This is a genomic window from Serinicoccus marinus DSM 15273 (assembly GCF_008386315.1).
In the GTDB taxonomy this organism is placed as follows: Bacteria; Actinomycetota; Actinomycetes; order Actinomycetales; family Dermatophilaceae; genus Ornithinicoccus; species Ornithinicoccus marinus.
This window is the reverse complement of record NZ_CP043808.1, coordinates 1,527,345-1,548,858: the sequence shown is the minus strand read 5'-3', so window position 1 is coordinate 1,548,858 and position 21,514 is coordinate 1,527,345. Positions and strand designations below refer to the sequence as shown.

The 21,514-nt window shown below is 73.6% G+C and carries 19 protein-coding genes, 3 tRNA genes and 1 pseudogene; 14 read left to right on the top strand and 9 right to left on the bottom strand.

Features of this window, described 5'->3' with window-relative positions; genetic code table 11:
* The first annotated feature begins 4 nt into the window (after window positions 1-4).
* The 11 genes from FU792_RS07200 (at window position 5) to FU792_RS07155 (ending at window position 8,071) form a co-directional block, all read left to right on the top strand.
* Entirely contained in the window at window positions 5-385 is a 381-nt protein-coding gene (locus FU792_RS07200; protein WP_022923827.1) for a 6-pyruvoyl trahydropterin synthase family protein, read from the top strand.
* The gene (locus tag FU792_RS07195; RefSeq protein WP_149814662.1) at window positions 363-1,121 is read left to right on the top strand and encodes a glycosyltransferase; all 759 of its coding nucleotides are present in this window, start codon (window positions 363-365) and stop codon (window positions 1,119-1,121) included. The genes FU792_RS07200 and FU792_RS07195 overlap by 23 nt, the downstream gene beginning before the upstream one ends.
* The gene (locus tag FU792_RS17020) at window positions 1,064-1,432 is read left to right on the top strand and encodes a glycosyltransferase (RefSeq protein ID WP_238706085.1); all 369 of its coding nucleotides are present in this window, start codon (window positions 1,064-1,066) and stop codon (window positions 1,430-1,432) included. The genes FU792_RS07195 and FU792_RS17020 overlap by 58 nt, the downstream gene beginning before the upstream one ends.
* Window positions 1,387-2,283 (top strand): class I SAM-dependent methyltransferase, encoded by an 897-nt coding sequence (locus tag FU792_RS07185; protein WP_149814661.1) that lies wholly within the window; start codon window positions 1,387-1,389, stop codon window positions 2,281-2,283. Before FU792_RS17020 ends, FU792_RS07185 begins: the two co-directional genes overlap by 46 nt.
* The gene (locus tag FU792_RS07180) at window positions 2,280-3,209 is read left to right on the top strand and encodes a lysylphosphatidylglycerol synthase domain-containing protein (RefSeq protein ID WP_022923824.1); all 930 of its coding nucleotides are present in this window, start codon (window positions 2,280-2,282) and stop codon (window positions 3,207-3,209) included. The genes FU792_RS07185 and FU792_RS07180 overlap by 4 nt, the downstream gene beginning before the upstream one ends.
* Before the next feature lie 293 nt (window positions 3,210-3,502).
* Window positions 3,503-4,615, top strand: coding sequence for a sensor histidine kinase (locus tag FU792_RS07175; protein WP_149814660.1), 1,113 nt, complete (start codon window positions 3,503-3,505; stop codon window positions 4,613-4,615).
* Window positions 4,612-5,175 carry a response regulator gene (locus FU792_RS07170; RefSeq protein ID WP_338101171.1) on the top strand — a complete coding sequence of 188 codons (564 nt, stop codon included), beginning with the start codon at window positions 4,612-4,614 and terminating at the stop codon, window positions 5,173-5,175. The genes FU792_RS07175 and FU792_RS07170 overlap by 4 nt, the downstream gene beginning before the upstream one ends.
* On the top strand, window positions 5,100-5,330 hold the full coding sequence (locus FU792_RS18815) for a response regulator transcription factor (RefSeq protein ID WP_338101183.1): 231 nt from the start codon (window positions 5,100-5,102) through the stop codon (window positions 5,328-5,330). Before FU792_RS07170 ends, FU792_RS18815 begins: the two co-directional genes overlap by 76 nt.
* 74 nt (window positions 5,331-5,404) lie before the next feature.
* The gene (locus FU792_RS07165; RefSeq protein WP_022923821.1) at window positions 5,405-6,157 is read left to right on the top strand and encodes an ABC transporter ATP-binding protein; all 753 of its coding nucleotides are present in this window, start codon (window positions 5,405-5,407) and stop codon (window positions 6,155-6,157) included.
* Window positions 6,158-6,162: 5 nt separating this feature from the next.
* Window positions 6,163-7,461 (top strand): ABC transporter permease, encoded by a 1,299-nt coding sequence (locus FU792_RS07160; protein WP_238706084.1) that lies wholly within the window; start codon window positions 6,163-6,165, stop codon window positions 7,459-7,461.
* Window positions 7,442-8,071 carry an FtsX-like permease family protein gene (locus FU792_RS07155; protein WP_149814657.1) on the top strand — a complete coding sequence of 210 codons (630 nt, stop codon included), beginning with the start codon at window positions 7,442-7,444 and terminating at the stop codon, window positions 8,069-8,071. The genes FU792_RS07160 and FU792_RS07155 overlap by 20 nt, the downstream gene beginning before the upstream one ends.
* 76 nt (window positions 8,072-8,147) lie before the next feature.
* Here FU792_RS07155 and FU792_RS07150 read toward each other — a convergent pair whose 3' ends face one another.
* From FU792_RS07150 to FU792_RS07130, 5 genes are all read right to left on the bottom strand, one after another.
* Window positions 8,148-9,833, bottom strand: coding sequence for a ribonuclease J (locus FU792_RS07150; protein ID WP_022923819.1), 1,686 nt, complete (start codon window positions 9,831-9,833; stop codon window positions 8,148-8,150).
* Window positions 9,834-9,960: 127 nt separating this feature from the next.
* Window positions 9,961-10,035, bottom strand: a tRNA-Val gene (locus tag FU792_RS07145).
* Window positions 10,036-10,059: 24 nt separating this feature from the next.
* Window positions 10,060-10,130 (bottom strand) — tRNA-Cys (locus FU792_RS07140).
* Between the two features lie 27 nt (window positions 10,131-10,157).
* A tRNA-Gly gene (locus tag FU792_RS07135) sits at window positions 10,158-10,230 on the bottom strand.
* A 91-nt stretch (window positions 10,231-10,321) separates the two neighbouring features.
* Window positions 10,322-10,819, bottom strand: a complete 498-nt coding sequence (locus tag FU792_RS07130; RefSeq protein ID WP_052327725.1) for a YihY/virulence factor BrkB family protein — start codon at window positions 10,817-10,819, stop codon at window positions 10,322-10,324.
* 412 nt (window positions 10,820-11,231) lie between these two features.
* On the opposite strand from FU792_RS07130, the gene glgX reads away from it, so the two are divergent.
* On the top strand, window positions 11,232-13,358 hold the full coding sequence (gene glgX / locus FU792_RS07125) for a glycogen debranching protein GlgX (protein WP_022923817.1): 2,127 nt from the start codon (window positions 11,232-11,234) through the stop codon (window positions 13,356-13,358).
* A gap of 62 nt (window positions 13,359-13,420) precedes the next feature.
* Here glgX and FU792_RS07120 read toward each other — a convergent pair.
* The 4 genes and pseudogenes from FU792_RS07120 to FU792_RS07105 form a co-directional block, all read right to left on the bottom strand.
* A pseudogene (locus FU792_RS07120) lies at window positions 13,421-14,423 on the bottom strand (polyphosphate kinase 2 family protein).
* A gap of 31 nt (window positions 14,424-14,454) precedes the next feature.
* Window positions 14,455-15,087 (bottom strand): dihydrofolate reductase family protein, encoded by a 633-nt coding sequence (locus FU792_RS07115; RefSeq protein WP_149814656.1) that lies wholly within the window; start codon window positions 15,085-15,087, stop codon window positions 14,455-14,457.
* A gap of 17 nt (window positions 15,088-15,104) precedes the next feature.
* Entirely contained in the window at window positions 15,105-16,310 is a 1,206-nt protein-coding gene (locus FU792_RS07110; protein WP_022923814.1) for an alpha/beta hydrolase, read from the bottom strand.
* Between the two features lie 28 nt (window positions 16,311-16,338).
* The gene (locus FU792_RS07105) at window positions 16,339-17,418 is read right to left on the bottom strand and encodes an ATP-dependent DNA ligase (protein ID WP_022923813.1); all 1,080 of its coding nucleotides are present in this window, start codon (window positions 17,416-17,418) and stop codon (window positions 16,339-16,341) included.
* 132 nt (window positions 17,419-17,550) lie between these two features.
* Between FU792_RS07105 and FU792_RS07100 the strand changes: the two genes are divergently transcribed.
* Together FU792_RS07100 and manA are read left to right on the top strand one after the other, a co-directional pair.
* Entirely contained in the window at window positions 17,551-20,193 is a 2,643-nt protein-coding gene (locus tag FU792_RS07100; RefSeq protein WP_022923812.1) for a PEP/pyruvate-binding domain-containing protein, read from the top strand.
* Window positions 20,190-21,437 carry a mannose-6-phosphate isomerase, class I gene (manA, locus tag FU792_RS07095; protein ID WP_238706073.1) on the top strand — a complete coding sequence of 416 codons (1,248 nt, stop codon included), beginning with the start codon at window positions 20,190-20,192 and terminating at the stop codon, window positions 21,435-21,437. The genes FU792_RS07100 and manA overlap by 4 nt, the downstream gene beginning before the upstream one ends.
* The last annotated feature ends 77 nt before the right edge of the window (window positions 21,438-21,514 follow it).

The following is a 21,514-nucleotide window of genomic DNA, read 5'->3' as shown; positions in this document are numbered from 1 at the left end:
CACGATGTTCGGACTGACCGTCAGCGACCACGTCATGATCGCCCACAGCCTGCCCGACCCGTTCTTCGGGCCGGCCCAGGGGCTGCACGGCGCCACCCTGGTCGTCGAGGCCACCTGGCGCCGACGCGAGCTGGACGAGCACGGGGTGGTGGTGGACATCGGCGAGGCGGGCGGCCACCTCGCCGCGGTGCTCGACCCGCTGCGCTACCAGAACCTCGACGAGCACCCCGCGTTCGCCGGCCGGCTCAGCACGACCGAGGCCGTCGCGGCCCACGTCGCGCACGCGCTGGCCGACCGCGCCGACCCCGCCATCGACGGCATCGGGGTCGTCGTGCGCGAGCATCCGCAGGCCTGGGTGACGTATGACCTCGACCTCCGCTCGTGAGCGGGGTCCGTCGCGGGCGCTGATCCTGCCCGGAGACCTCGCCGGGCCCAGCGGGGGCAACCACTACAACGACCGGGTCGTCCGCGAGCTCGACGCCCGAGGGCTCGCGGTGGCGGTCGAGCGACTGCCCGGGGCGTGGCCCCGACCGGCCGAGCCTGACCGGTCGGCGCTGCGCGAGGCGCTGGGACGGTATACCGACGTGGTGGTCGACGGGATCATCGGGTCGGCCGCACCCGAGGAGCTCGCGTGGGCCCGTGCGCACGGCGTCCGGGTCGCGGTGCTGGTGCACCTGCCGCTGCCCGCCGAGGGCGGCACGAGCGCTCCGGAGCGCCGACTTCTGGAGGAGACGGAGCGGGCCGCGCTGCACGCCGCGGGCACGGTGGTGGCGACCAGCGACTGGGCCCGGGACGACCTGCTGCGCCGCTACGGGCTCGCCGGGGTGCGCTCCGTGCCTCCCGGCGTGGACCTGGCGCCGCCGGCGGCCGGGAGCACTCCCCCGCACCTGCTCCTCCTCGGCGCGGTCACCGCCCGCAAGAACCCGCTCGTCCTGCTCGACGCGCTGCGGACGCTGATGGACCGCCCCTGGACCGCCTCCCTCGTCGGCCTCAGGGCCCGGACGAGGGCTACGTCGCGACGGTACGGGAGCGCTCGGCCGAGCTCGAGGGCCGCGTCCGGGCGCTGGGCCCGTGCCGCGGCGAGGACCTCGAGGAGATCTGGGGCGCCACCGACCTCCTGACCCTGCCCTCCCGCGCCGAGACCTACGGGATGGTGGTGACCGAGGCGCTGGCGCACGGCATACCGGCGCTGGTCCCTGCGCGGACGGGGGCCGTCGAGGCGCTGCACGGGTCGGGCGAGCGCGACGGTCTGCCCCCGGCCGGAGCCACGGTCGACGGAGCCGACCCGCAGGCCTGGTCCACGGCCCTGGCCCGGTGGCTCGACGACCAGGGCCTGAGGCGCGCCTGGCGGGCGGGCGCGTCGGCCCACCGGGATAGACTCCGTGGGTGGGCCACGACCGCGACGGACTTCACCCGGGCTCTGCGGTGGTAGCCCGTCCCGTCCCGGCCGACTGGCTGGCGCTGCGACGCCGCGCCGACCACCGCGCCCGCGAGGACGCCCTCGACCTGCTGGAGCTGCTGACCCACCACCTGCGCGCCCGCGGGGTCGACGAGCTCGTGGTGGTCGACGTGGGGGCCGGCACCGGTTCCAACCAGGCCTGGCTCGCACCGCGCCTGCCCGGACACCAGCGGTGGGTCCTGGTCGACCACGACGCCGACCTGCTCGAGCACGAGACCTCGACCGGGGCCGACGACCGCATCACGACCGAGCGCGCCGTCGCGACCGTGGAGGACCTGCCCTCCCTGGTCCCGCAGGACGGCACGGCCCTGCTCGCGTGCGCAGCCCTGCTCGACCTGCTGTCCGCGGCAGAGATCGAGACGCTCGCCCACGTGGTCGCACCGGACGCGGCGCCCGGAGCGGCTGCACTGCTGAGCCTCACCGTCACGGGCGAGGTCGTGCTCACGCCGGGCCACCCCGCCGACGCGGTCGTCACGACCGCCTTCGACGCGCACCAGCGGAGGGAGGGTCGGCCCGGGCCGGACGCCGCGGAGGTGATGGCCCGCGCCCTGCGCCGTCGCGGCGCCCGCGTGGAGCTGCGGGCGACGGACTGGCTCCTGGGCACCGAGAACGAGCCGCTCCTGCGCCGGTATCTCCACGACCGCGCCGCGGTGGCGGTGGAGCACGACCCCGGGCTCGCTCCCGTGGTGCAGGGGTGGCTCGAGGAGCGGTCGCTCCAGCTCGAGGCCGGCTCGCTCCGGGCGCGCGTCGGCCACCTCGACCTGCTGAGCCTGCCGCCCGAGCCCGTCGACGAGGGCGCCGGGGCGGCGCCGCGGAGCCGGTGAGCGACACCCTGGTCGCCAGCCGGCCACGGCCCCGGCGCGTCCGCCTCGTGGTCGGTGCGACGCTGCAGGTCGGGCTCACCCTGGGCCTGCTCGGCCTCGTCGTCACGCAGTGGGGGCTCAGCCCCTTCACCTCCGCGGCCCGTGCCCTGCCCTGGTGGGCGGTCGTGGCCGGCCTCGGCCTGGGGGCGGCCGGCGTGGTGCTCCAGGCGCTGCGCTGGCGGCTCGTCGCCCGGCACCTCCAGATCTCCCTCCCCGTGGGTCCGGCCGTCGCCCGCTGCTGGCAGGCCGCCTTCCTCAACAGCGTGCTGCCCGGAGGAGTCGCCGGCGACGCGCTCCGTGCGGCCGACGACAGCAGCGACGCCGAGGCGCCGGACGGCCGGCGCGCGCTGGCCAGCGGTTTCGCCGCCGTCGCCGCCGAGCGCCTGGTGGGGACCACGGTGGTGCTGGTCGCGGCGGCGGTGGCCCTGCTGGGCCCGGTCCCGCTGGTCGGGGTCGCCTGCCTGGCCGGCGGCGTCGTCACCGCGGCCGTGGCCTGGAGGTGGCTGCGGGTGCTGCCGCTGCGGGACCTCGCCCTCGTCCTGCTGCTGTCGGTCGCCGGGTGGGCCGCCTTCGTCGGGATGTTCGTGCTGGCCGTCGTCGTCGTGGCACCCGACGTGGAGGTGTCCCTGGCACCGGGGCTCGCCACCGTGTCCGTCGCGGCGATGTCGGTCCCCGTCACGGTCGGCGGGTGGGGGACGCGTGAGGCCGCCGCGGGGTGGATCTTCATGGTGCGGGGGCTCGACATGGGCACCGGGGTCACCGTCTCCATCGGCTACGGGATCCTCGCGCTGCTCTCCACGCTCCCCGGTGCCGCGATCCTGGCCGTGCGCGTCGTGCCCCGGTGGCGCGAAGCCGGTCTGGCCCGCCATCGACGGCGCGAGGGGTGATGCGGCGCGGGTGCGTCGGCCTGCAGGTGCCGGCGCCGTCCGGTCTCCCCGGACCGTCGTCCCCTACCCTGGAGGTCGTGACGACGACACTCTGGTGGCGGTCGATGCCCCGGGCGCGCCCCCGCCGGGGAGGGATGCGCTGAGATGACGAGGCACCCGGTCCGCACCGTCGACGCCCTCGTCGCCGCAGGTTCCTGGGGCCTCAGCGTGACGGTGCTGCTCTGCCTCCCGCTCCTCGCTGCGGGCGAGCCGGCCTCCGCCGACTCGCTCCCGGCGGTGGCAGGCGCGGCCTGGTGGGCGGGACTCGCACTCGTGTCGGTCCAGCGCTCGTCCTGCTGCGGCGGCGACGGGCCCCCCGGTCCGTCCTGGTGCTCGTCGCCGCCGGCGCCCCGGCGGCGGCGCTCGCGGGAATGGACGCGGGCACCGGGGTCACCTCCGTGGCGGTCATCGTCGCGGCGTTCGCCGCCGTCCTGCTCATGGGGGTGGTCCGGGCGCTGCCGGCAGCCGCTGCCGCGGCGTTCCTCGTGGGCTCGGCCCAGGCGTTCGTGTCCTGGAGCGAGGCCGGCGCCGTCCTCGCGGTCCTGGGCTCGTCGGTGGTGCAGGGGGTCGGGACGGTGGGCCTCCCCCTGGCCACCGCCGTGTTCGTCCGGGCCCGCCGCGACGTCGTCACCGCCCGAGCGGAGCAGGCCCAGGCCGTCGTCCGCGAGCACGACGCCCTGGTGCAGGTCGCCGTCGCACGGGAACGGACGGCGACCGCTCGTGAGCTGCACGACATCGCCGCACACCATCTCTCCGGGATCACCGTCATGACCGGTGCCCTGGGCCGCCAGATCGACACCGATCCGGAGGGCGCGAAGCGGGCCGTCGAGCAGGTGCGGCACCAGAGCAAGGCCATGCTGCGCGACCTCCGCAGCCTCGTGACCCTGCTGCGGGAGGACGGCGGCCCGACGGGCGCCACCGCCCCGGAGACCCTCTCCTCCCTCCCGGCCCTCGTCGAGGGCGCGCGGCGAGCCGGCACCGACGTCGAGCTCACCGTGCTCGGACCCGGGCCCGGCGACGTCCTCGACGGCCGGTCGGGTCCGCTCGCTCAGTTCGGCGCCTACCGGACCGTGCAGGAGGCGCTGGCCAACGCCGCCCGGCACGCCCCCGGCGCGCGGTGCGAGGTCGTCCTCGACACCCGGGACGCACGGACGACCCGCGTCCGCGTGGTCAACCACCCGGCTCCGGCTGACGCTCCGACATCGCCGGGCACGGGCTACGGTCTCGTGGGTATGCGGGAGCGTGCCAGCCTCACGGGTGCCCACCTCTCCTACGGCCCCACCGAGGACGGTGGGTGGTGCGTCGACCTGTCCCTTCCCGGTGCGCAGGCCGGCACCGACCACCCGGACCCGGGGCACGGAGGATGATCCGCATCCTCGTGGCCGACGACGAGCCCCTGGTGCGGGCCGGTCTCTCGGCGCTGCTCTCCTCCGAGCCGGACATCGACGTCGTCGCAGCCGTGGCCGACGGCGTCGAGGCGGTGGAGCGGGCGCGGACCGAGCATCCGGACGTCGTGTGCCTCGACATCCGGATGCCCCGTCTCGACGGCGTCGCCGCCACCCGGGAGCTCGCCGGACCCGACGCCTCGCCCCCCATCCCCGTCCTCATCCTCACGACCTTCGACACCGACGAGCACCTCTTCGGGGCGCTCGACGCGGGCGCCTCCGGCTTCCTCCTCAAGGACGCGGAGCCGGACGAGGTCATCGCGGCCGTCCGCTCGGTCGCCGCCGGGCACGGCACCATCACCGACGGTCTGACCCGCCGCGTCATCGGCGAGCTGAGTGGACGCCGACGCACCCTCCCCGTCACCGCGGCGCGGGCCAGCGACGTCCTCACCCCCGTGAGACCGACATCCTCCTGCTGCTGGCCGAGGGCCTGTCCAACGAGGAGATCGCTCGCACCCTCGTCCTGGAGATCTCCACCGTGAAGTCCCACCTCGCCCGGATGATGCCCAAGCTCGGTGTCACCTCGCGCCTCCAGGCGGTGGTCTGGGCCTACCAGACCGGGCTCGTCACCGTGGGCGGCACCCCGGACCGGCCGGCCCTCCATCCAAAGGATGAACCCCCGCGGTTCCATCCTTAGCGGCTCGTCCCGCCCTCCCCCGCTCCCTACCGTCGATGGTGACCGATCCCCCTCGACCAGGAGCCATCACCGCCATGCCCACCCTTCCGTACGACGTCACCACCTCCACAGCGCTTCGTCTCGTCGACGTGCACAAGACCTATCCGGGCGGCGCCAGACCCGTGGCTGCCCTGCGCGGGGTCACCCTCGACCTCGCGTCGGGCACCATGACCTCCGTCGTGGGCCAGTCCGGGTCAGGCAAGTCCACCCTCCTCCACGTCGCCGCCGGCCTCGACGTGCCGACCTCCGGACGGGTCGTCATCGGCGGCCACGACACCACCGGCCTCTCCGCCGACGACCTCACCCGGTACCGCCGGGAGCACATCGGGTTCGTGTTCCAGTCCTACAACCTCATCCCCCACCTGAGCGTGCTGAACAACATCGGTCTCCCCCTCGTCCTCGCCGGCCGGGAGGCCGACCCGGACTGGATCGGCCAGCTCGTCGACGCCCTGGGGCTCGCCGACCTCGTGGGGCGGCGCCCTGGTGAGCTGTCCGGTGGACAGGCACAACGGGTGGCCATCGCCCGGGCCCTCGTGGCCCGTCCCGCCGTCGTGTTCGCCGACGAGCCCACCGGCGCCCTGGACTCCCGCACCGGGGCCCACGTCCTCGGCCTGCTCGCTGCCACCGCGCGCCGGTTCGACCAGACGGTCGTCATCGTCACCCACGACGCCCAGGTCGCGGCGACCGCGGACCGGGTGCTGTACCTCGCCGACGGCCTGGTCGTCCACGACGAGACCGGCGCCAGTGCCGAGCAGGTCACCTCCCGCCTCCTCGCGATCGGCCGGTGAGCGCCATGTGGACCCTCGCCAGGGCCGGCGCCCGCGCGCATCGCGGCGGGCTCATCGGCACCGCTCTCGCCCTCGGACTCGCCGCCACCCTGCTCACGCTCACGGGCGTCCTCCTCGAGACCGGCGTCCGCGCCGGCACGGGCGACCCGCTGTCGCCCGGGGCGCTCGCCGGAGCCCAGCTCACCATCCTCGCCTCCTCCTTCGCGGGAACCGCGCTCGTCGTGGTCCTCGTCGTCGTGGCCACGACCGTGTCCCTGGCCCTGCGCCGGCGCCGACCGGAGTTCGCCCTCCTGCGTGCCGTCGGGGCGACCCGCGCACAGGTGCGGGGCATCATCGCCAGGGAGACCCTCCAGGTCGGCCTGCTGGCCGTGCCCCTCGGAGCCCTGCCCGGGCTGGCGCTCGCCCAGGCTCTGACTCCTGTCCTCGTGGACGCCGGGCTGCTGGTGCCGGGTTCGCGGCCGGCTCTCTCGCCGCTGCCGGTCCTCGGCGCCGTGGTGGTGCTCCTGCCCACCGCACTGGCCGCGGGATGGCTGGCGGCGCGCGAGACCCTCCGCCAGACCGCGACCTCCGCCGTCCGCGACTCCGCCGTCGAGGAGGGCCCGCTCGGAACGGGACGTCGGATCGCTGCGATCGGCACCGCGGCACTCGGGCTGGCCACGGCCTTCACGCCCCTCGTCCTCCCCGGGGTGATCGGCAGCGCGGTGGCGGCCTCGTCGGCCCTCCTCCTCCTCGGCGCCGCCGCCCTCGCCGGCCCGGCTCTCGTGGCCTGGTCCGTCGACGCCCTGACGCCCCTGCTGGGAGGCCACCGGCATCCACCGACGCAGCTGGCCATGGACAACCTGCGGGGCTTCTCGCGACGGCTCGCAGCGGTCGTCGTGCCGCTCGCCCTCGTCATGTCGACGGGCGTCATCCAGACGAGCACGGACACCGCCGTGGAGCGGGCCGCCCACCGTCAGCTCGCCGCCTCGCTCGGCGGAGACCTGGTCGTCGGCGCAGGGTCGCCGCTGCCCGCGGGCACCGCCGAGCGCGTCGCCGCGATGTCGGGCGTCCACGAGACCACGGTGCTGTCCAGCACCCCGGCCCAGGTCCGGACCGACGACGAGGACCTCGCCGGACTGGCCTGGGAGACGGTGACCATGCGCGTGGTCTCCCCGGACGCGCCCGCCTCCTTGCTGGACCCCGGGGTGTCCGACGGGTCGCTGGTGTCGCTCCGCCCCGAACACGATCGCGGTCAGCTCCGACGCCGCGCTCGAGACCGGCGCCCGCGTCGGCGAGGACCTGCAGGTGCGCCTTCCCGACGGTGAGCACACGTTCCGGGTCGTCGCGGTCTTCGACCGGGGGCTGGGCCTGGGCCCGTACCTCATCGGTGGGTCCACCGCCCGGGACCACGGCGCACCGGAGCAACCGACGACCCTCCTCGTCGGCGGACCGTCGGGCGGGCCGACCAGCACCGAGCGCCTCGCCGCCGAGATCGAGGCCCTGGACCTGCCGGTGGCGACCACCGAGGACGTCGTCGCGACGTCGACCGCGCCAGGGACGGCTCAGCAACGCCTGGGGACGTGGCTGCTGCTCATGCTGCTGGCGTTCGTGGCGCTCGGGGCGGCCAACACCCTGGTGCTCACGACGGCCGGCCGTCGCCGTGAGCTGGCCCTGCTCCACCGCACGGGTGCGACCCCTCGGCAGCTCGTGGCCATGGTGCTCCTCGAGTCCCTCGCCACGGGGACCGCGGCCTGGCTCATCGGCGCCGTGACGGTCCTGCCGGGAGTCCTGGGAGTCAGCATCGGCCTGCTGGGTGCGACCGCTCCCGTCGTCCATCCCGTCACCGTGGCTGCGCTCAGCTGCACCGTCATCGCCCTCCCCCTGCTCGCGTCGGTGCCAACAGGCGTGCGGGTCGTCCGAGGCGTCACGGGGTGAGCGGGTGCGTCCCCCACGGGTGGCGCGGCGGGTGCCGCGGTCTGCCACGGTCGCAGGACGAGCAGGGAGAGGCCCCTCAGGCGTCGATGACCACCGGCACCACCAACGGGTTGCGACGGTGCGTGCGGAACGCCCACCGCGAGACGGCCCGCGCGATCCGCTGCTCGAGCTCGTGGACGTCCCCGATCCCCTGGGAGGCGGCCTCGGCGAGCGCCTTCTCGATCGCGGGGACCGAGGCGTCGAACATGCGCTCGTCGGTGCCCAGACCGCGTGCCAGGAAGTCCGGCGCCTCGGTGAGCCTGCCCGTGTCGGCGTCGACGAGGGCGACGACGGTCACGGTGCCCTGCTGGCTGAGGGTGAGCCGGTCGCGCAGCTCGTCCTCGGTGACGTCGCCGACGTTGCCCGCCGAGACGTAGACGTAGCCGGCGCGGACCTTGCCGCTGACGGTGGCCCGCCCCTGGACCAGGTCCACGACCATGCCGTCGTCGACGACGACGACGTGGTCCGGGTCCATCCCGGTGGCGATGGCCAGGTCGGCGTTGGCGCGCAGGTGTCGCCACTCACCGTGGACCGGCATGACGTTGCGCGGCCGGATGATGTTGTAGCAGTAGACGAGCTCGCCGGCGCTGGCGTGGCCGGAGACGTGCACCTTGGCGTTGCCCTGGTGGACGACCTTCGCGCCCCAGCGGGTCAGGCCGTTGATGATGCGGGAGACGGCGTTCTCGTTGCCGGGGATCAGCGAGCTGGCCAGCAGCACGGTGTCGCCCTCGCCGATACGGATCTGGTGGTCGCGGTTGGCCATCCGCGACAGCGCGGCCATCGGCTCGCCCTGGGAGCCGGTGGAGACGAGCGTGACCTTCTCGGGCGGGAGGTTGTCGAGCTCCTTGACGTCCACGACCAGCCCGCGCGGCACCTCGAGGTATCCCAGGTCCTGGGCGATCTTCATGTTGCGCACCATCGAGCGGCCGACGAAGGCGACCTTGCGCCGGTGTGCCGCGGCGGCGTCGATGACCTGCTGGATGCGGTGGACGTGGCTGGCGAAGCTGGAGACCACGATCCGCCCCGGCGCCGTGCGGAACACGGTGTCGATGGCCGGGGACAGGTCCTTCTCCGCGGTGGTGAAGCCGGGCACCTCGGCGTTGGTGGAGTCGACCATGAACAGGTCCACGCCCTCCTCGCCCAGACGGGCGAAGGCGCGCAGGTCGGTGATGCGGTCGTCCAGGGGGAACTGGTCCATCTTGAAGTCCCCGGTATGCAGCACCGACCCGGCCGCGGTGCGGACCATGACGGCCAGCCCGTCGGGGATGGAGTGGTTGACCGCGACGAACTCGCAGTCGAAAGGACCCAGGCTGAGCCGGTCACCCTCGGCGACCTGGGTGGTCCGGGGCTTGATCCGGTGCTCCTTGAGCTTGGCGCTCACGAAGGCCAGGGTGAGGCGCGAGCCGACGACGGGGATGTCCCCCCGCTCCTTGAGCAGGTAGGGCACCCCTCCGATGTGGTCCTCGTGACCATGGGTGAGGACGACGCCGACGACGTCCTGCCACCGGTCCTGGAGGAAGGTGAAGTCGGGCAGGATCACGTCGACACCGGGCTGGTGCTCCTCGGGGAAGAGCACGCCGCAGTCGATGATCAGCAGCTTGCCGCGGTGCTCCAGCACGGCCATGTTGCGGCCGACCTCGCCCAGGCCGCCGAGCGCCACCACCCTCAGGCCGTTGCGGGGCAGGGAGGGCGGGGCGCCCAGCTCAGGGTGCGGATGGCCCAACGGATCTCCTCGGTTCGGTGCGGTGGACGGGGCCGTGGGACAGCCTCGCGCATGGCGCCGACGCGTCGATCGGCGCGCCGGGAACACCAAAGCCCCCGACCGGCATACCTGCTGGTCAGGGGCTTATTGGTGGACGATACTGGGATCGAACCAGTGACCTCTTCCGTGTCAAGGAAGCGCGCTACCGCTGCGCCAATCGTCCCTGCGCGGTGGACCCGCGAGTGCGAGGTGGAGACGGGATTCGAACCCGTGTATACGGCTTTGCAGGCCGCTGCCTCGCCTCTCGGCCACTCCACCGTGAGGCATCTGGTGGTGGTGCCTCAGAGCGGATGACCGGGCTCGAACCGGCGACCTCAACCTTGGCAAGGTTGCGCTCTACCAACTGAGCTACATCCGCCTGCTCCGCTGCTTCCAGCGGCGCGAGAGAAAACACTAGCCGACGGCGGCGGACGTTTCCAAATCACCCGCACGGCGCGTCCTGCGGCGGCTCAGCGGGGCCCCGGTATGCCGTCCGTCACCGCCAGACGCAGCTCCTCGTCCTCCTCCGACTCCCGGCTCCGGGCGGCCAGCGCCTCCCGCTCGGCGCGGCGCAGCTCGCGGTGCGCACGGCGCTCCTCCCACCACTCGTTGACCCGCGCCATGGGACCGCGGTACTCCGGCGGCGGCCACAGGCGGCGGATCCCCGCGTTGAGCGAGGCGCCGACGAGGACGGCGAAGGAAAGGAAGTAGAGGTAGACCATGAGGATGATCGGCGCGGTCAGCGGGCCGAAGACCGAGAAGCCGCCCGCCGCGAGCTCGGCCCAGCGGCGGATGAGGATCGAGCTCACCACCCAGAGCACGACGGTCAGCAGCGCCCCGGGCAGGTCGCGCCAGAACGGCCCGCGGGCCGGGGTGGCCACGTGGAAGAGGCCGGTGAGGCTCATGATCCCGAGCACCCCCACCAGCGGCCAGTAGAGCTCGACGAGCACGTCCACGCGCTCGGGCACCCGGCGCAGGAGATAGCCCGATCCGATGAGCAGCAGCGGCAGCGTGAACCCACTCCGAGCCCGCCTCGGCGACGAGCGCGACCAGCAGCGGCGGCAGCGAGAGCAGAGTGAAGAAGGCCGCCTCGGCGGCGAGCCCGGTCGCCCGGTAGCGGAAGGCGACCACCGCGGTCTCGGCCGTCAGCCGGACCAGCGGCACCGCCCCCGGGACCGGTGCCAGCACCCGGCGCAGGCCGCGCCGGAAGGTGGGGGCCGCGGTCACACCGTCGACGGTAGCCCCGGCCGGGCGCTGCACCGGCGCGACGTGCCGGGGAGGTGCCGAGGCCCTCGGCGGCCGGCCCACGGCATACACTGAGATGTTGGTGACACCGCGGTCAGCCTTCCCCTGAACCCCACTGAAAGGCCCGACCACCCGATGGAACTCTGGCCCGGATCGGCCTACCCGCTCGGCGCGACCTTCGACGGCACCGGCACGAACTTCGCGCTCTTCTCCGAGCACGCGACCGCTGTCGACCTCTGCCTCATCAACGACCGCGCGATCGAGACCACGGTCCCCCTCACCGAGGTCGACGCGCACGTGTGGCACGGCTACATCCCCAACTGCCAGCCGGGCCAGCGCTACGGCTTCCGGGTGCACGGTCCCTACGAGCCCTCAGAGGGCCACCGTTTCAACCCGCACAAGCTGCTGCTGGACCCCTACGCCAAGGCGATCGCCGGCCAGATCCGCGGCCACCAGGGACTGTTCGCCTACGACTTCGGCGACCCGACCTCATACAACACCGACGACTCCGCCCTGCACACGATGACCTCGGTCGTGGTCAACCCGTTCTTCGACTGGGGCCACGACCGGCCGCCCCGTCACGCCTACCACGACAGCGTCATCTACGAGGCGCACGTCAAGGGTCTGACGATGAACCACCCGGAGGTGCCCCCGGAGATCCGCGGGACGTATGCGGGGGTCGCGCACCCGGCCGTGGTCGAGCACCTGACCAGCCTCGGGGTCACCGCCGTGGAGCTGCTGCCGGTGCACCAGTTCGTCGACGACCCGCACCTGCAGGACAAGGGGTTGTCCAACTACTGGGGCTACAACACGATCGGCTTCCTCGCGCCGCACAACGGCTACTCCGCCTACGGTCACCGCGGCCAGCAGGTCACCGAGTTCAAGTCGATGGTCAAGACGCTGCACGAGGCCGGCATCGAGGTCATCCTCGACGTCGTCTACAACCACACCGCCGAGGGCAACCACCTGGGCCCGACGCTGTCCTTCCGCGGCATCGACAACGCCAGCTACTACCGGCTCGTCGACTACGACAAGGCGCACTACTACGACACGACGGGCACCGGCAACAGCCTGCTCATGCGCTCCCCGCACGTGCTGCAGCTCATCATGGACAGCCTGCGCTACTGGGTCACCGAGATGCACGTGGACGGCTTCCGCTTCGACCTCGCGGCGACGCTCGCCCGGCAGTTCCACGAGGTCGACAAGCTCTCCGCCTTCTTCGACATCGTCCAGCAGGACCCGATCATCTCCCAGGTCAAGCTCATCGCCGAGCCGTGGGACCTCGGTGACGGCGGCTACCAGGTGGGCAACTTCCCGCCGCTGTGGACCGAGTGGAACGGCAAGTACCGCGACACCGTGCGCGACTACTGGCGGGGCGCCCCGGCGACGATGGGCGAGTTCGCCTCGCGCATCACCGGCTCCAGCGACCTCTACGAGCAGAGCGGCCGCCGCCCATATGCCTCGATCAACTTCGTCGTCGCGCACGACGGGTTCACGCTCGCCGACCTCGTGTCCTACAACGAGAAGCACAACGAGGCCAACGGCGAGGGCGGCGCCGACGGCGAGGACCACAACCGCTCCTGGAACAGCGGGGTGGAGGGCCCGACCGACGACCCGGAGGTCTGCGCGCTGCGGCTGCGGCAGCAGAAGAACTTCCTCGCCACCCTCATGCTGAGCCAGGGCGTGCCGATGCTGGCGCACGGTGACGAGATGGGCCGCACCCAGCACGGCAACAACAACGTCTACGCGCAGGACAACGAGATCGCCTGGATGGACTGGGACCTCGACCCGCGCCAGGCCGAGCTGCTCGACTTCACCTCACGGCTCATCGCGCTGCGCCGCGAGCACCCCGCCTTCGGACGCCGCCGGTTCTACGCCGGCGATGCGGAGCACGGCGGGCAGAGCGAGCTCGGCGACATCCAGTGGTACTCCCCCGGCGGCGAGATCATGACCGAGGAGCGGTGGCACAGCCGCGAGCAGGCGGTCATGGTCTTCCTCAACGGCGAGGCCATCAGCGAGCGGGACGAGCGGGGCCGGCCGGTCACCGACGACCACTTCCTCCTCCTCTTCAACGGCCACCACGAGCCGGTCGACTTCACCGTGCCGGACGGGATGAACACCCCGACCTGGCAGGTCGTCGTCGACACCAGCGGCGACGACCTCGACGACGTGCCGTGGGAGACCGGCGGCACGCGGCAGATGCCGGCGCGCGCGGTCGTCGTGCTCCAGGCCACGCCGCGGCCCGGGCTCGCCGACGGCTGACGATCTGGACATGGCTTTCTGGGGCCTGGTCCCCCAGAAACCGATGTCCAGAACGGCAGGTCTCAGAGGTCGGCGAGCCGCTCGGTCTGCTCCGCGACGTCGAAGTCTGCCTCCGGCCAGGCGAGGTCGAGCCCGCGCAGGTGCTCCAGGAGCAGCTGCTGGACGGCGAGCCGGGCATACCACTTGCGGTCGGCGGGGACGACGAACCACGGCGCCGCGTCCGTGCTGCAGCGCTCGAGCAGCGCCTGGTAGGCCTCCTGGTAGTCGTCCCAGTAGGCGCGCTCGTCCAGGTCGCCGGGGTTGAACTTCCAGTGCTTGTCCGGGCGCTCCAGCCGCTCGGCAAGCCGCTCCTTCTGCTCGTCGGCGCTGATGTGCAGCATGACCTTGATGACGGTGACGTCGTCGTCGACCAGGCCCTGCTCGAAGCGGTTGATCGTGGCGTAGCGCCGCTTCCACTGGCTCGGCGGCACCAGGTCGTGCACCCGGACGATGAGCACGTCCTCGTAGTGGGAGCGGTCGAAGACCCCGATCATCCCGGGGCCGGGCAGCGCCTTGCGGATGCGCCACAGGAAGGGGTGCTCCTTCTCCTCCGCGGTGGGCGCCTTGAAGGCGGTGAGCTCGACGCCCTGCGGGTCCACGGCGCCGACGACGTGCCGCATGATGCCGCCCTTGCCCGCGGTGTCCATCCCCTGCACCACGAGCAGGACCCGCTTGCGGCCACCCGCCTTGGACTCGGCATACAGCTGCTCCTGCAGCGTGTCGAGCTCGTCGTCGGCGGCGGCCAGCGCCTCCTTGCCCGCCTGCTTGTCCCCCCGAAGGCCGGGGTCGAGCGCGGGTCGAGGTCGGCGAGCACGAAGCCGTCGCCGGCGCGCAGGGCGTCGGTGTATGACGTCGCCGTCGCCTGCTGCGCGGAGCTGCGCTCGGTCGGGCCTTCGCGCCTTTCTGGCCCTTGGCGGCCTTCTTGCCCTTGGCGCCCTTCGCGGCCTTGCCCGACGTGGCCTTGAGCTGCGCGGCCTTGGCCTCGTCCTTCTTCTTCTGCTTCTTCTTCTTCGCCTTCGTGCCCATCGCCGCAGTCTGGCAGACCGGCCGGGCGCCGTCAGCGCAGCCGGGTCCGCAGGAGCAGGTCGCCGTCCCACTCGATGAGGTGGGTGGCCTCGCCGACCAGCTGGGGGAGCTGCACGTCCGCGGGCACCAGCGAGGGAGCCTCGCCACCGGCGAGCACCGGCCGGACCGTGACGCACAGCTCGTCGACCGCTCCGGCCGCGACCCACGGGCCGAAGAGGGCCGAGCCACCCTCGACCACGACCCGGTGGAGCCCGCGGTCACGTATCGCCGCCAGGACACGCTCGGGACCGACGTCCTCGCCGTCGCCGCCGACCACCAGGACGTCCGGGTGGTCGCGCAGCGACGCCGGCACGTCGCCGGACCGCGTCACCACGACCAGCAGACACCCCTCGAGCGGCGCGTAGCCCTCCGCCCGCGCGGTGCCGGCACCGACCACGACCGCCTCTGCCCAGCGGCGCCCCGCCTCGAAGGCGGCGTGATCACCCTCCGAGCCCTCGTTGAGCCCACCGCTGCGGCCGTCCGGGCCGGTGGCCCGGCCGTCCAGCGTCGCGATGAAGCTGCCCCGCACCCAGGCCGTGTCGGCCGGGTGGTCCTCGGGCAGGGCGTACCACGCGTCCAGCTCGTCCTCGGTGAGCGGCCCGCGGGCCAGCTGAAGTGCTCCCATGTGGTGCCCTCTCCGGCTCAGCGCACGAAGGAGGCGACGAGGTCCTCCCAGAGCGAGGGGTTGGTGTTCCACTCCTGGCAGTGCCGCGCCTGGGGCCAGACGAAGGTCTGCACCAGACCCGGGCGGCGCCGGGCGAGGTCCTGCGAGGGGCCGTAGGGCACCGTCTCGTCGGTCATCGAGTGGATGATGAACATGCGGTGGCTGACCTCGTCGGCCCGGTCCACCCAGTTGGTCGCCGCGACGTCGACCGGCTCTGCGACCCGCAGCAGGTGACGGGAGGCCTTGCTGCGCAGCAGGCTGCGGGCCAGCTGTTCGATGGGCCGGGGGATGAAGTGCAGGTCGGCCTGGTGCGCCAGCACCGATCCCCAGTCGATGACCGGCCCGTTGAGCACGACCCGCTGCACCCGGTGCGCGACGTCGGAGCGGTTGAGCGCCTGCAGCACGATCGCGCCGCCCATGGACCACCCGAGCAGGACGAGCCGCCGGGCGCCGTGCGCGAGGGCATACCGCATCGCGGCGTCGATGTCGCGCCACTCGGACAGGCCGAGGCTGTAGCGCCCGTCCGACGACGGGGGTGCCCCGATGTCGTTGCGGTACATCGGGATCAGGCAGGTGTAGCCCAGGCGGTGCAGCACCGGGACGGCGCGCAGCGTCTCGCCGCGCTGCGCGCTGCGGCCGTGCACGAGGATCGCCCAGTCCTCGCCGTGTCCCGGGGCCGACGGGTCGCCAGGGACCCGCCACGCGGGCAGGTCCCCGATGTCCGAGGTGACCACGACGTCCTCGTGCTCCAGGCCGAGCGAGCCGGACGGGTCGCCGCAGTAGAAGTACTTGTTCCACCGGGCCGGGCCGGGCACGAGGTCGCCGACGTCGACGCCGAGCAGCTGCCGGGTCACGACGGTCTGCCGCCGATGACCGCGTGCCTGCTCCTCCGGCTCGGTGTGCGCCGGCTCGACCACCTCGCCGAGCCGGGCGTGCCCGGCGCCCCGGTCCAGCCACAGGCCGTAGCGCCCGACGGACGTGGTCTGCGGGTCGGCGCGCAGGGTCACGGTGCCCGCCTCGGTGTCCACGGACACGACGGTGACGTCGTCCTTCTTCTCGTGGTCCGGGGTGATGACCCGGTGCGCGAAGTAGGTCGCCGTGCCCATCGACACGGCTCCGCCCACCGCCGCTCCCCCGGCCACGGCCGACCCGACCGCCGCCGCCCGCCCCGCCGTGCTCGTCATGCGTGCCACCTGCCTCGTGCCCCCTGCCTCAGCGACCCGTCACCGGGGCCCCGAGCACGTCGGCGAGGGGGTAGTCCACCGGCTGGTCGAGCTGCTCGAAGGTGCAGCTGGCCGGCTCGCGGTCCTCCCGCCAGCGCTGGAAGTGGGCGGTGTGCCGGAAGCGGCCACCCTCGAGGTAGTCGTACTTCACCTCGACGACCCGCTCGGGTCGCAGCGGCGTGAACGACAGGTCCTTGCCGGCCGCCCAGCGCGATCCCTCGCTCTTGCGCGGGGTGTCGGCCTGCAGCTGGGACGCCCAGTCCCACGGGTGGCCCTCGAAGTCGGTCACCAGCGGCTGAAGCTCGGTGAAGAGCTCGCGCCGTCGCGCCATGGTGAAGGAGGAGGACACCCCGACGTGGGCCAGTCGTCCCTCGTCGGTGAACAGGCCCAGCAGCAGCGAGCCGATGACGTCGTCGCCCGACTTGTGGGTGCGGTAGCCGGCCACGACGCAGTCGGCGGTGCGGGTGTGCTTGAGCTTGATGAGGATGCGCTTGTTGGGCTCGTAGACCGCCTCGGGGTCCTTGCCGATCATGCCGTCGAGCCCCGCACCCTCGAAGTCGGTGAACCACCGCATCGCCAGCTCCAGGTCGTCGGTGAGCGGCGAGAGGTGGATCGAGCCGCTGGAGGTGCTGGGCAGGACCGACTCCAGCCGGGCGCGGCGCTCGCGGAACGGCATACCGGTGAGGTCGTCGTCGCCCAGGGCCAGCAGGTCGAAGGCGACGAAGGCCGCGGGGGTCGCCTCGCTGAGCATCCGGACCCGGGAGTCCGCGGGGTGGATCCGTTGGCCGAGGGCGTCGAAGTCGAGCCGCGACCCGTCCGGGGAGGAGACCACGATCTCGCCGTCGACGACGCAGCGCGGCGGCAGCTCGGCACGCGCCGCCTCGACGAGCTCCGGGAAGTAGCGGGTCATCGGCTTCTCGTTGCGCGAGCCCAGCTCGACCTCGTCGCCGTCGCGGAAGACGATGGAGCGGAAGCCGTCCCACTTCGGGTCGTAGAGCCAGCCGGGGGGCAGGCTCGCGGCCGGCTTGGCGAGCATCGGCTTGACCGGGGGCATGACGGGCAGGTCCACGCGCTCAGTGTGCCCGATGCCGCCGACAGCCGTCCGGGGGCCAGGCGGGCACGAGCGTGTCGGTGGGTGCGGGCATACTGGCGGGCCAGGCGGGGTGAGGGCGCCCCGGGTCGACCGAGGAGGGTGAGGCGTATGCCTGCCGACGGGTTCGTCCGGTGGCTGGAGCAGGTGGACGCCTCGATGCTCGCGGACGTGGGCGGCAAGGCGGCCGGGCTCGGCCAGCTGGTGCGCGCCGGGATGCCGGTGCCGGACGGGTTCGTGCTGACGACGGAGGCGTACGCCGCGGCCGGCTCTGGTGGCGAACTGCCCGAGGAGGTGCGTGACCAGGTGGCGCAGGCATACCTCGAGCTGGGCGTGCGGGCCGGCGCCGGGGAGGATCTGCCGGTGGCCGTGCGCTCCTCGGCCACCGCAGAGGACCTGCCGGAGGCGAGCTTCGCCGGCCAGCAGGACACCTTCCTGCACGTCGCCGGGACCGACCCGGTGCTGCTCGCCGTGCGCGACTGCTGGGCCGGGCTGCGGTCCGAGCGCGCGGTCGCCTACCGCGCCAGGCAGGGCCTGCGCGAGGAGGACGTCGCGATGGCGGTCGTCGTGCAGCGGCTGGTGCCGGCGGACGTGGCCGGGGTGCTCTTCACCGCCGACCCGGCGACCGGCGAGCGCGGGCGGACCGTCATCAACGCCGCGTGGGGTCTCGGGGAGGCCGTGGTGGGTGGTCTGGTCACGCCAGACACCGTCGTGGTGAGCACCGCCGACCCGGTCGCGCCCGAGGTCGTCGAGGAGCACGTCGCGGCCAAGGAGGTGCGCACCGTGCCGACGCCGACCGGCACCCGGGAGGAGCCCACCCCGGCCGAGCTCGTCGACGCCCCCGCCCTCGACCGTGCGACGGCGCTGGAGCTGACGGGGCTGGGTGGCCGCATCGCCGAGCACACCGGGACGCCGATGGACATCGAGTGGGCGGTGAGCGAGGGCACCGTGGCGGTGCTGCAGGCACGGCCGATCACCTCCCTGCCGCCGGCACCGCTGAAGGACGTGCGGTGGGAGCCGCCCGTGCCGGGCACGGTGTGGATGCGTCGGCAGGTCGTGGAGCACATGCCCGGCCCGCTGTCGCCGCTCTTCGAGGAGCTCTACCTCCGCCGCGGGCTGCAGCAGGCGATGCGCGAGCTCGGCCAGGAGATGGCCTCGGCGACCGGCGCCACCTTCGACGTCGACGAGATGGTGCCGCAGGGGTTCGGGCGCTCCATCAACGGCTTCGGCTACACCACTGCCAGCTTCCGGATGGGGTGGGCGACGCTGCGCGGCATCGCCGGGGTGTATGCCCGCCTCCCCCGCATCTTCGGGAGCCCGGCCTTCGACTGGCACGGGGCCGTGCTCCCCCGCTACCAGCAGGTGCGGGCTCGGTGGACCCACGTCGACCTCGCGACGGCGACGGGCGAGGACCTCCTCGACGGGCTCGCCGAGCTGGCGCTGGAGGACGCGCGCTACTGGTTCGGCTCGGCGCTGAACCTCGGGATGTCGCGGCTGCTCGACCCGACCTTCGGGCTGGCCCTGCGGCTGCCGCCGCTGCGGTCGGCGCTGCCGGAGCCCGGCCTGGGCAGCTCGTCCTTCCTGCGCGGCTTCGCCTCCCCCGCCCTCGACGCGCAGGCCGATGTGGAGGGGCTGGCGGACCAGATACGGGCGTCGGCGGGTCTGCGCGACCTCGTGCTCGGCACCGAGCCCGCGCAGCTCCTGCCCGCGCTGGCGCAGCATCCGGCTGGGGGTGCGGTCCTGGCCGGGCTGCGCCGGCACCTGGCGACCTACGGCCACCAGATCTACTCCCTCGACTTCGCCGAGCCGCCGATGGGCGAGGACCCGACGCTGGTGGCCGCGACATTGCGGGCACTGGTCGAGTCCGAGCCGGCCGAGGGCGCGCGCGCCCGCCAGCGGAGGATGGCTGCCGAGCGCGAGGAGCTGCTGGCGCACACCCGCCGACGGCTCGGACCGCTCGCGCGCGCCGCCTTCGACCTGCTCTGGCGGTGGACCGCCCACTACGCGCCCTACCGCGAGCACGTGATGTTCCACCTCGGGTCGGGCTGGCCGGCGGCCCGGCGCCTGGCCGCCGAGCTGGGTCGACGGCTGGTGGAGGTCGGGGCGCTCTATGACGCGGGCGACGTCTACTTCCTCACCGACGCCGAGATCCGGTCGGCACTGGGGCTGAGGGGCGGGATCGCGGGCGAGCAGACCGGGTCGAGGGACACCGGTGCCGTGACTGGTCCTGAGGGAGCCATCGGCGAGCCCGCCCATCTGGCCGGTCTCGCCCAGGAGCGTCGGGACCTTCGCGCCGCGCGCTCCCGGCTCACGCCACCGCCGATCGTGCCCGAGCGCGGCGCCCTCAAGGTCGGGCCGTTCGAGCTCACGGCCTTCCACCCCACCCCGGGCGGAAGTTCCGGTGCCGACGCGAGCACGCTCACCGGTTTTGCGGTGAGCTCGGGACGGGTCACCGCCCCCGCCTGCGTCATCGGCTCGACCGCGGACTTCCACCTCATGCGGCCCGGGAGCATCCTCGTCGCCCGGACGACCACCCCGGCCTGGACACCGCTCTTCGGGCAGGCGGCCGGGCTGGTGACCGATGTCGGCGGTGCCCTCGCGCACGGGTCGATCGTGGCGCGGGAGTACGGCATACCTGCCGTGATGGGCACCGGCTCCGCGACCGAGCGCATCACCACGGGGACGATGCTCACCGTGGACGGCGACGCGGGCACGGTGAGGATCCACGAGGAGGAGACGGGGGTTGACCCGTGAGCCCGGCGGGGCTGGTGCCGCTCGCCGGCGAGGTCCGGGACTACGCCTGGGGCCGGGTCGGCGGCATCCGGGCCGCGCTTGGCCAGCCGCCGGGCACCGGCCCGGAGGCCGAGCTGTGGCTGGGGGCGCACGCGGGTGCACCCTCCCGGGCGCTCGAGGCCACGGCGGCCTGGACCGACCTCGCGGTCTGGGAGCAGCGCACCGGCGGGTCTCTCCCCTACCTCATGAAGCTGTTGGCCGCGGCCTCACCGCTGTCGCTGCAGGCGCACCCCAGCGCGGAGCAGGCGCGGGCCGGGTATGCCCGGGAGGAGGCGGCCGGGGTGCCGCTCGGTGCACCGGAGCGCAGCTACCAGGACCCGCACGCCAAGCCGGAGATCATCGTGGCCGTCGAGGACGGCTTCGACGCGTTGTGCGGCTTCCGGCCGGTCGAGGAGGTCCTCGCGCTGCTGGACACCCTGGCGGGGTTGCTCGACGACCCTGCCGTCGGGGTGTGGCGAGATCGGGTCGCGAGTGCCCCGGGGCAGGGGGAGGTCGCCGGTCACACGGGCTCGGGGGTGCGTGCCGCGGTGGCGTGGCTGCTCTCCGGCGACCCGGAGGTCGGGAGGCTGGTGCGTGCGCTCGGTGGGGAGGATCTCGACGGCCTGCCGGAGCGCGATGCCGACCTTGTCCGGCTGCTCACCGCGCATCATCCCGGCGATCCGGGGATCGCCGTGGCTCTGATGCTCAACCGGGTGCGACTCGCCGCCGGTGAGGCGCTGTGGCTGCCGGCGGGCAACGTGCACGCCTACCTGTCCGGCCTCGGGGTCGAGGTCATGGGCCCCAGCGACAACGTGCTGCGCGGCGGCCTGACCGGCAAGCACGTGGACGTTCCCGAGCTGCTGCGCGTGCTGGACTTCACACCGGGCCCGCCACCGCGCCTGGCGCCGGTCGAGGTCGCCCCGGGGGTGCGGGCATACCGTCCGAGCACCCAGGCCAGCGGGGCGGACGTGCCCTGGCAGCTGCTGCGCGTGACCGGGTCGGCAGACGTGGCCACGGGCAGCCCGTCGATCGCCCTGGTGCTGGCGGGCGAGTTCACGCTGGGCGCGGGCGAGGCGACCCTGACGCTGCGCCGCGGTGACGCGTGCTTCGTCGACCAGGCGGGGCCGGTGCGGATCGAGGGCGCGGAGACCTCTACCTCGCGACCACGACGACCTGAGCGCAGTCACGCGCGCCGGGCGCGCCGAGTGGCCCGGTTGCGCTCATGATGACGGCCTTCGAGGGCACCGAAGTGGGCCGCTGGGTGACATCGTCAGGAGCGCGGAACGGACCTGTCTGCGTGTCA

Coding starts and splice junctions, on each gene's coding strand:
- FU792_RS07200 (WP_022923827.1), top strand. CDS start 5: ATGTTCGGACTGACCGTCAGCGACCACGTCATGATCGCCCACAGCCTG.
- FU792_RS07195 (WP_149814662.1), top strand. CDS start 363: ATGACCTCGACCTCCGCTCGTGAGCGGGGTCCGTCGCGGGCGCTGATC.
- FU792_RS07170 (WP_338101171.1), top strand. CDS start 4,612: ATGATCCGCATCCTCGTGGCCGACGACGAGCCCCTGGTGCGGGCCGGT.
- FU792_RS07165 (WP_022923821.1), top strand. CDS start 5,405: ATGCCCACCCTTCCGTACGACGTCACCACCTCCACAGCGCTTCGTCTC.
- FU792_RS07160 (WP_238706084.1), top strand. CDS start 6,163: ATGTGGACCCTCGCCAGGGCCGGCGCCCGCGCGCATCGCGGCGGGCTC.
- glgX (WP_022923817.1), top strand. CDS start 11,232: ATGGAACTCTGGCCCGGATCGGCCTACCCGCTCGGCGCGACCTTCGAC.
- FU792_RS07115 (WP_149814656.1), bottom strand. CDS start 15,087: ATGGGAGCACTTCAGCTGGCCCGCGGGCCGCTCACCGAGGACGAGCTG.
- FU792_RS07110 (WP_022923814.1), bottom strand. CDS start 16,310: ATGACGAGCACGGCGGGGCGGGCGGCGGCGGTCGGGTCGGCCGTGGCC.
- FU792_RS07100 (WP_022923812.1), top strand. CDS start 17,551: ATGCCTGCCGACGGGTTCGTCCGGTGGCTGGAGCAGGTGGACGCCTCG.